The organism is uncultured Aggregatibacter sp., assembly GCF_901873365.1.
Lineage (GTDB): Bacteria > Pseudomonadota > Gammaproteobacteria > Enterobacterales > Pasteurellaceae > Aggregatibacter.
The window spans coordinates 1-9,390 of the sequence record NZ_CABFLM010000086.1 but is presented as its reverse complement, the minus strand read 5'-3'; the positions used below and the strand labels follow the sequence as shown (position 1 = coordinate 9,390).

Below are 9,390 nucleotides of genomic sequence, written 5' to 3'. Positions count from 1 at the left end.
AACTACGGAACCAACGCTCCATTGGAGCATTATCCCAACAGTTACCTCGGCGACTCATACTTTGGGTTAAACCATAGTCTTGCACCGTTTTGCAAAATACCTTGCTACCATAAATGCTGCCTTGGTCTGAATGGAAAATCATTTTCGCCGTCTTTTTGACATTCAGCAATGCGCTGTTGTTAGGGGGAAATCGGTTTGCTGCTGGGTAAGATATAACCTTGATTCTCGGCTTCAACTTGGCTTATCCAACGATGCAATGCTGTTTCACCGATGTCTAATTCTCGACAGGCTTGCGAAACCGAATAACCGTGTTCTTGAATTAACCTAACCGCCTCAGCTTTGAACTCCGGGCTGAAAAAACGTCTTGCTCTTTTTATTATAAAATCCTCTTGTTGATGGTATTTTACCACCTATTGAGGACTGCGGGATTAGTGTACCACTACACTTTTCAGCGATCTCCCCACAAAACATCCAATCTGGATTTTCGCGTAAGACTTGAGCGACTAATCGTATCGTAATCAAGGGCTGCGGTTTTGGTTCTTTCGGCATATAAGGTTGAGCTAATGCGTTAATCTCTTGTGACAAACACTGCATTTGCACCATCAGCTCATCTTGTTTTTCTTTTAGCTTTAATAGGCGTTCCACTAACTCGTGTTTCAGCAACTTTTGTGCCATAATAAAATCCCTATTGAGTTAAAATTTCAATAGGGATTTTAAGGTTTTTAATCGGTTAAATCTTTGTGCAACTGTTACATAATACCGAACTATTTTAAAAATCTACCGCACTTTTTTGTTTGTTACTCGAAAGCCCAATTAGCTCATGCGATAGTTCGGCGCTTCTTTGGTGATGGTAACATCATGCACGTGGCTTTCTTTAATGCCTGCACCGCTGATACGCACGAATTGGGCTTTTGTGCGTAAGTCATCGATGGTGGCACAGCCGGTTAAGCCCATGCAAGAACGCAATCCACCCATTTGTTGGTGAATGATTTCTTTGAGCAAGCCTTTATAAGGAATACGCCCTTCAATGCCTTCCGGTACTAATTTGTCGGCAGCGTTATCGGATTGGAAATAACGGTCGCTTGAGCCTTTCGCCATGGCGCCAAGAGAGCCCATGCCGCGATAAGATTTGAACGCACGACCTTGATACAATTCAATTTCGCCCGGTGCTTCTTCTGTACCGGCAAACATGGAACCGACCATGACGCAACTGGCGCCTGCCGCAAGCGCTTTCGCGATGTCGCCGGAGTAACGGATACCGCCGTCAGCAATGACCGGGATGCCTCGATCTTTTAAGGCTTCAGCCGCATCAGAAATGGCGGTGATTTGTGGCACGCCCACGCCGGTGACGATACGGGTGGTACAAATAGAGCCTGGGCCAATCCCCACTTTGACTGCGCTCGCACCGGCATCAGCCAAAGCAAGCGCGCCTTCTGCAGTGGCGACGTTACCGGCAACAATCGGTAAATTCGGGTATTTTGCACGTGTTTCACGTACACGTTGTAACACGCCTTCGGAGTGGCCGTGAGAAGAGTCGATTAATAAGACATCGACGCCGGCCTGGACTAACGCATCAATGCGTTCTTCGTTGCCAGGACCTGCGCCAACCGCCGCGCCGACGCGCAAACGACCGAATTCGTCTTTACAGGCATTCGGTTTTTGTTCTGCTTTTTGATAGTCCTTTAAGGTAATCATGCCTTTTAATTTGAAGTTATCATCAACAATTAAGACTTTCTCTACGCGATGTTCGTGCATTAATTGGAAAATCTCTTCACGTTTTGCCCCTTCTTTGGCGGTGACAAGGCGAGATTTCGGTGTCATGAAATCGGCAACGGTTTTGTTTAGATCTGAAACAAAGCGGGTATCGCGACCGGTGATAATACCGACCAAATTACCTTCAGCATCGACAACCGGATAGCCGGCAAAGCCATTTTTCTGTGCAATGGCTTTTAATTCGCTGATGGTTAATGTTGACGGAACAGTAATGGGATCAGAAACCACACCGCTTTCAAATTTTTTCACTTTGCGCACGCGATCCACTTGGCGTTCAATAGACATATTTTTATGAATAAAGCCAATACCGCCTTCTTGTGCAAGGGAAATAGCCAATTTCGTTTCAGTTACCGTATCCATTGCCGCTGACAACATAGGAATGTTTAAACGAATCGTTGAGGTTAATTGAGTAGAAAGGTTAGCTGTGTTCGGTAACACAGTGGAGTGAGCTGGAACAAGAAGAACGTCGTCAAATGTGAGTGCTTCTTTTAAGATGCGTAATGCCATTGCAATATCTCTCTTTAAGTTAAAATGATGAAAAAATATTGCGGGCGGATTATACAGATCCATCCTATATTTGAAAAGAAAAAATGATAAAAAATTTGCGTTTTTAGCGTATGATAACCACCGTTTAAACGCTGAAAAACAGGAAGGATTTATGGCGAAATTATTAGAATTACTCACAAGCGATGTGGAAAATTCATTGGAAAATTTGACCGCACTTTTAGCTTGCAGTAAAGAGGAATTATTAGCAGAAGTGCGCCAGATGGAGCAACAAGGACTGTATTTTGCGTTAGAAAATGATCATCTTTATTTGATCCCTGAATTACCTTTATTAAATGAAAAACGTCTAGCGGAGGCGTTGAAACCTTATCATGTGGTGGTTAAGCCGGTAATTTCTTCAACCAATCAATATTTATTAGATAATGTTGCGCATCTTAAAAAGGGCGATCTTTGCTTTGCGGAATATCAAACCGCCGGGCGAGGCCGTCGTGGGCGGCAATGGATTTCGCCTTTTGCCGGGCAAATTATCATGAGTTTTTACTGGCAATTGGATCCTCGTAAACCTTTAGACGGGTTAAGTACCGTGATTGGCTTGGCGATTGTGCAAGCATTGGTTGAATTGGATATGTACGGTTTTCAAGTGAAATGGCCGAATGATATTTTGGTCAATGACCGAAAACTTGCCGGCATTTTGGTGGAAATCGTTAACCAACCTAACGGTAAACTGAATTTGGTTGTTGGTATCGGCATGAATGTTTCTCTTGGTCAAGAAAAACAAATCGATCAACCTTGGGCTGAGTTGACGGAGTTTTTCCCACATATTGATCGAGAGAAACTGATCATACAAATGGTCAATACCATTTATCGTTATTTAGCGCGTTTTGAACAGCATGGTATTGATGCGGAAATGCAACAACAATGGCTGGAATATGATGCCTATTTAGGCACGGAAGTGAATGTGATAAGCGAAAAAAGCACCATTTCAGGTATTGAACAGGGGATTAATGCACAAGGTCATTTATGTCTCATGACAGAAAAGGGTGTGCAATATTTTAATGCAGGCGAAGTCTCATTACGGAAAAAGTAAAAGGTTGTAAAAAAGCACCTTAGCAAAGGTTTATTTGTTAAGGTGCCATATTTAATGGAATTATTTTTCCACTATTTCGTGGCGGCTTTCATGCTGCGAACAAACTCAGCGAGTTCCGTTAAACATTGGGTGTGATTTTCTAAATTTCGTTCAATGATTTTTACGGTTGCTGAACCGGAAATCGCGCCGGCTGCGCCAAGTTGAAGCGCTTCTTTGACTTGCACTGGTTGGGCGATGCCGAAACCTTGTAGGATAGGCGGGGCATGGTGGGCTTTGAGCTGTTCTACTAAGCTATCCAGATTCGCCGCATGGCTTTGGTTTTCTGCGCTGGTCACGCCAGCACGCGAGACCAAATACGTATAACCTTCGCTGCTTTCAGCCACGCCTTGCACCGTTTTGGAATCCGCATTCGGGGGGCAAATAAAGACGGGTTGAACACCGTGTTTTTGGGCTGCTTGGACATAGTCTTCTTTTGCCAATAATGGAATATCCGCCACTAAAACGGCATCCACACCGACTTCCGCACAACGTTGATAAAAATTATCCAAGCCTTTGGCAAAAATTAAATTCGCGCAAAGTAATAGGCTGATAGGAATCTCCGGGTATTTTGACCGCACTTTGGCAAGCAATTTAAAGCTGTCTTCTGTGCTGTGTCCGGCATTGAGCGCACGATTATTGGCTGCCTGAATAACAGGACCGTCTAATAACGGATCAGAAAAGGGAAAACCCAATTCCAATGCGTCCGCGCCGTTATCGACGAGGGTACAAATAATCTCAAAAGAACGGTCAAATGTCGGATCACATAAGGTAACGAAAGGAACGAATGCGCCTTCCTTTTTTGCGCGTAATCGGGAAAAGGTCGTTTCAAAACGGCTCATAATTGCATTCCTTTTTCATTTAAAATTTTATCTACGGTAAAAATATCTTTATCACCACGACCGGATAAATTCACCACTAAAATTTGTGCTTTATTCGGTTCCTGATGAATCATTTTTAACGCCTGTGCCAATGCGTGAGAGCTTTCCAATGCAGGAATAATGCCTTCATGTTTTGCCAGTGCTTGGAACGCATTTAAGGCTTCATTATCGGTAATGCTAGGGTATTCCGCGCGACCAATGCTTTGCAAATAGGCGTGTTGCGGGCCGACAGAAGGGAAGTCTAGCCCCGCAGAAATCGAGTAGGATTCTTCCACTTGGCCGTCTTCTGTTTGCATTAACGGCGATTTCATCCCGAAATAAATACCGACTTTTGCATGCCCTAAGGGTGCGCCATGTTCACCTGTTTCAATGCCATGGCCGGCAGGTTCGACGCCAATTAAACGCACATTCGGTTCATCAATGAAATCCGTAAACATACCGATTGCATTTGAACCGCCACCTACCGCTGCAATCACCGCATCCGGCAAACGACCTTCTTTTTCTAAGATTTGACGTTTAGTTTCTTCGCCAATCATTTTTTGGAATTCACGCACAATGGTTGGGAAGGGGTGAGGCCCTGCCGCCGTACCTAGCAGATAATGGGTGTTTTCATAATTTGCCGACCAATCACGCATGGCTTCACAGCAGGCATCTTTTAAGGAGCAAGAACCTTTTTGCACCGGCACCACTTCAGCCCCCATTAAGCGCATACGGAATACGTTTGGAGATTGACGTTCTACGTCTTTTGCGCCCATATAAATGCGGCAAGGCATATCTAACATGGCACAAGCAAGGGCAGTCGCGACACCGTGTTGACCTGCGCCGGTTTCCGCGATAATGCGAGTTTTCCCCATACGTTTTGCCAGTAAAATCTGGCCTAAAACTTGGTTGGTTTTGTGGGCACCGCCGTGGAGTAAATCTTCCCGTTTTAAATAAATTTTGGCTTTAGTGCCTTTGGTTAAGTTACGGCAAAGGGTAAGTGCGGTCGGTCTGCCGGCATAATTTTTCAGGAGATCCTGAAATTCACGTTGAAATTCGGGATCGTCTTTGGCTTCAACAAACGCTTTTTCTAATTGTTGAAGCACAGGCACTAAAATTTCCGGCACATACATTCCGCCAAATTCCCCAAAATAAGGGTTTAAAATCGTGTCTGACATAGGCTTTCCTTATGACATTAAAAACAGGCTATCGTAGATTTTGGAGAAATTTATGACAGCGAATAAAACAACAAATACACTTGAAATCAGTTGAATTAACCAAAAAATTGCCCAAAGTAAAAAGGTTGCTATCGGGCTAAAACCAATCTCGGCAAGGATATTTTGTTGCTTTAAGTAAAAACTCCGTAAACTGAGTAAGTAAGCCGAGAGCATAATTAACAATGGAATGGCGACAAAGCAGCGGATGACATAATAGACGATGTCGATTAAATCAGGCTCATTAATGTAGAAAAATAATCCTTTTCTAAACTCCGGATCTTTAATGTATTCCGTCATCACCATATACAGCACAAAAAACAGCAAGGCAGGCGTTAGCCCACGTAAAAAGGCCAAATAAGGCTCAGTAATTTCAGTTAAAAAACGGGAAAGTTTGCTGGGCGACTTAGTCATTTTTGCTTACTTTTAACGGGTTAAAGGTTTGTGCCGTCGGCATTACTTCAATTCGGTTAATGTTTACGTGCTCCGGTTGTTGGTTAAGCCATAACACGATATTGGCAATATCTTGCGGCGTGACATATTGTACGTTTTCATACACTTGTGCTGCACGGGCATCATCGCCTTTAAAGCGCACGTTAGAAAATTCCGTGCCACCACATAAACCGGGTTCTACATTGGAAACACGCACATTGGTGCCGGCCAAATCTGCGCGGAGGTTTAAACTGAATTGTTTCACGAAAGCTTTCGTACCGCCGTAAACGTTACCGCCCGGATAGGCATAATTACCGGCAATTGAACCCAAATTAATGATATGCCCTTGATTACGCGCGACCATTTGCGGCAAAACCAAACGGGTTACGGTGACCAAACCTTTCACGTTGGTATCGATCATTTTTTCCCAGTCATCTAAATCGGACTTATCCGCTGTTTCTAAGCCAAGAGCAAGGCCTGCGTTATTCACTAATAAATCGATGGCTTGTAATTCTGCCGGCAGTGTTTTTAATGCCTTTTCAGCTGCGTGACGATCCGAAATATCGAATGCGAGAGGGAAGAATTGTTTGCCGTATTCTTGTTCTAATTGTGCTAAACGTTCTTGTCTTCTTCCTGTACCGATGACTAAATAACCGGCTTTTAATAATGTGCGACAAATGGCGTTCCCAAAACCGGCGGTGGCGCCTGTCACCAATGCAATTTTTGTCATGTTTATTTCTCCTTGTTGTGGAATTGGGGTACGGAAAAATTCATTTAGAAAAATGACCGCACTTTCTATGATGTAGAGTATACTACTACACTAGTACGAAAAAATATAGCGCGTTGATAAAGAAATTTAGCAGAGAATGAGGAAAAGTGCGGTGGGTTTTTGGTTTATTTTTCAGTAAAAGAGGAAAAGGGCGTTTGAGATAAAAATTAAGGAGGTGTTGAAACCTCCTTAATTTGAGGGATTATTTATTTAAAAGGCCATATTTGTATTCAGTAATCATATTAGCGTCAGTGATGATTTCAGGTTTGCGATTTAATTCTGAAAAATCTATTTTTTCATATGGGATTAATGGTTTGCTAAGAATTTGGTTTGTACCATTTTCTAAGGCTTCTTGTGAATTAAATACCGGTTGGCCATCTTCCCACTTTAATCGGGACAGATTGTATTCCACTTGCTCTTTAGTTAGCTCAGGGATCGGGTTAAGCGAAGCTAATGACATATTCATGTAGCTATAACTGTATGGGAAGGCTACTTTTGAAGTATAGTGCGCATCAAGCGAGCTGGTCGTATTAAAATAAATAAAGCCATTCGGATTTAAATGCGCTTTCGTTAAGGTTAAAAATTCTTTACTCAGCAAGTTGGTGGAATAATTGCGCCAGTGGAATGTCATATTCATCAGGATAAAATCAAATTTTTTCTCCGGATTTTTATTTAACCAACGACGACCATCATCCGTAATCAGATTAACGCGTTTATCTTGTAGGAATTTTTGCATTTCAGGGTACATACCGGCAAGCTGCGGATACGCCGGATTAAGTTCAATGACCGTCATGGATTCTAATTCCGGCATGGAGGTAAGCACCCTTGTCCATGATGCTGTACTTAAGCCAATTACTAAAATATTTTTGGCGTGAGGCGCAATAACCGGTAATAAGTAGGCGCGTTCAATACCATTATGGTTACGCGTCAAGCTGGTATTTAACATTCCATCATAAACGTTCGTGCCAAAAACAAGTTCGTCGTTTTCGTCATTTAAATAAACTTGAATAAAGCCATGTTTATTTTCAATTAACTTCTCTAATTTTAACGGTTTTCCATCATCATCCGTTCTTTGTGCCAGTGAATGAATGATTTCTTCAGGTGCAGTAAAGGCTGTTATAATCACAATTACAGTTGCAAGAGTTGTGGCCATTTTTAACCATTTCTCTTTTACACAAAATACAGCGGTAATCAACGTTGTCAATATAATAAGGAAATAAGTTTGTTGTGTGGTAAAAATATCTAAAAGATAAAAACCGATTAATATCGGTGAAATGGTACAGCCCAGAACATTGGCGAAATATACGTTGGAAATAGCGGCACCGGTTTTCTTTTGTTCAGCACCAAGGTGATGCACGATTGGGAAAACAATTCCCCGTGCTAATGCACAAAAGAAAATAGAAATAATAAAAATACCGAATATACCTTGAATTGGGAAATAAATTAATAGCGCAATTGCTAAACAATCAAGTAGTGCTGAAAAAATAAAGGAATAACCAATATAGTTGATATTTCCTTTACCGGATTGACATAGATTTTTACCAATCAGAGAACCGCAGGCAATACCTAATAAAAATAGCGCAAGTGTTAATGAAAAAATTTGTGGAAGAGAGGTGCCATAGAAACTAAATAATCTAATCCAAATTACCTCAAGCCCTAAGCTGAGAAAACCACTTAAGAAGGACAGGATGATTGCTTTTTTCGTAATTGTCATGATTTACCCCTTTCTTCCGTATTTAATAAAAATAATTGTTGCAACAAGACAGTTAACGATTGCGGCTAAATAAATCACTTGAGTAATGGTTAAGTGATTAAATAGGAAAAAACCAACACTTATACAAGCAAATGCTGCACCTAAGGTGTTGGTAAAATATAACCAGCCGATATTATTTCCAATATTATCAAAATGTTGGTTTAAGTATTGAGTTAATAGAGGTAATGTACTTCCCATGAGGAAGGTGGGAAAAAGGAGCAATACAAAATTAGAGAAAGCAACGGTAACAATGCTTGAATGCAAGAATAGATTTTTTGTTAACTCTATTAGCGTTGGACTGGCAAAACCAAAAACACCAATACCAATTTCGGTGAGTGCAAAATAGAAAATAATGTGTTTGGGGAATTTGTCGGCGATACGGCCACCAAAATAAGCGCCGATACCGAGGCCGGCCATAAAGACAGCTATAATGATGGTGATGGATTCTAAATCCACACCAAAGGCAGTAAATAATATTCTCTGCCATGCGATTTGATAGATTAATGCGGCAAAGCCTGACATAAAAAAGACGACTTTTACTGTTGTAGCACTATATTGATTCATCATGTCATCCTAAGTAAGTTTTGGATTAAAATTGTGGAATATTATCTGTTTTTAATGAGTCATAAGGAATATTGTCTTGGAAGTTAAACACTTTAATTTCTTCATCGTCTTTATTTGAGAAAAAATCGTAGTGATTATTTAATTCTTCGGTTTGTATTCCTAGCCATTGAGAGAACCCATAGATAAAGTTAAATGCGCTTCTTTTTATATTAACTACTTCTCTTGTATTGTCATCGCTAGAGATTTTGACAAAAGGGACATCAAAGTTTTGTTTATATTTATCGCCAAAATCTAAATCAACCTCTTTTTTATCTTCTTTGTTAATATGCGATAAACCATGATCTGAAAAATAAATTAATGAGAAAGGTTCATTTTGTTCTTCTAATAAAGTCACTGTT

The 9,390-nt window shown here is 41.3% G+C and carries 9 protein-coding genes and 3 pseudogenes; 1 reads left to right on the top strand and 11 read right to left on the bottom strand.

All coding sequences use genetic code 11. The features are described from left to right. The 4 genes and pseudogenes from QZ106_RS07910 to guaB all read right to left on the bottom strand — a co-directional run. Positions 1-142, bottom strand: a pseudogene (locus tag QZ106_RS07910) (IS3 family transposase); the annotation flags it as partial. 82 nt (positions 143-224) lie between these two features. Beyond that, positions 225-377: pseudogene (locus QZ106_RS07905) on the bottom strand (transposase); the annotation flags it as partial. Beyond that, positions 334-675 carry a hypothetical protein gene (locus QZ106_RS07900; protein ID WP_295976218.1) on the bottom strand — a complete coding sequence of 114 codons (342 nt, stop codon included), beginning with the start codon at positions 673-675 and terminating at the stop codon, positions 334-336. The pseudogene QZ106_RS07905 and the gene QZ106_RS07900, both read right to left, overlap by 44 nt. A 138-nt stretch (positions 676-813) precedes the next feature. Beyond that, positions 814-2,280 carry an IMP dehydrogenase gene (gene guaB, locus QZ106_RS07895; RefSeq protein WP_295976216.1) on the bottom strand — a complete coding sequence of 489 codons (1,467 nt, stop codon included), beginning with the start codon at positions 2,278-2,280 and terminating at the stop codon, positions 814-816. Positions 2,281-2,350: 70 nt separating this feature from the next. On the opposite strand from guaB, the gene birA reads away from it, so the two are divergent. Further along, positions 2,351-3,364 (top strand): bifunctional biotin--[acetyl-CoA-carboxylase] ligase/biotin operon repressor BirA, encoded by a 1,014-nt coding sequence (birA, locus tag QZ106_RS07890; RefSeq protein ID WP_295976214.1) that lies wholly within the window; start codon positions 2,351-2,353, stop codon positions 3,362-3,364. A gap of 71 nt (positions 3,365-3,435) precedes the next feature. Here the strand turns inward: birA and trpA are convergent, their stop codons facing one another. From trpA to QZ106_RS07855, 7 genes and pseudogenes are all read right to left on the bottom strand, one after another. Beyond that, positions 3,436-4,242, bottom strand: coding sequence for a tryptophan synthase subunit alpha (gene trpA / locus QZ106_RS07885; protein ID WP_295976213.1), 807 nt, complete (start codon positions 4,240-4,242; stop codon positions 3,436-3,438). Beyond that, complete coding sequence (gene trpB / locus QZ106_RS07880; RefSeq protein WP_295976212.1) at positions 4,239-5,438, bottom strand: tryptophan synthase subunit beta; 1,200 nt, start codon at positions 5,436-5,438, stop codon at positions 4,239-4,241. Before trpB ends, trpA begins: the two co-directional genes overlap by 4 nt. A 9-nt stretch (positions 5,439-5,447) precedes the next feature. Next, on the bottom strand, positions 5,448-5,888 hold the full coding sequence (locus QZ106_RS07875; RefSeq protein ID WP_295976211.1) for a hypothetical protein: 441 nt from the start codon (positions 5,886-5,888) through the stop codon (positions 5,448-5,450). Beyond that, positions 5,881-6,636, bottom strand: a complete 756-nt coding sequence (locus QZ106_RS07870; RefSeq protein ID WP_021616942.1) for an SDR family oxidoreductase — start codon at positions 6,634-6,636, stop codon at positions 5,881-5,883. Before QZ106_RS07870 ends, QZ106_RS07875 begins: the two co-directional genes overlap by 8 nt. Positions 6,637-6,877: 241 nt before the next feature. Further along, positions 6,878-8,389, bottom strand: coding sequence for a fused MFS/spermidine synthase (locus tag QZ106_RS07865; protein ID WP_295976207.1), 1,512 nt, complete (start codon positions 8,387-8,389; stop codon positions 6,878-6,880). Then, positions 8,325-8,992: pseudogene (locus tag QZ106_RS07860) on the bottom strand (fused MFS/spermidine synthase). The gene QZ106_RS07865 and the pseudogene QZ106_RS07860 overlap by 65 nt, the downstream one beginning before the upstream one ends. Before the next feature lie 25 nt (positions 8,993-9,017). Then, positions 9,018-9,390: sulfatase-like hydrolase/transferase (locus QZ106_RS07855; protein WP_367259979.1), on the bottom strand; the 373-nt coding region annotated here is incomplete at its 5' end.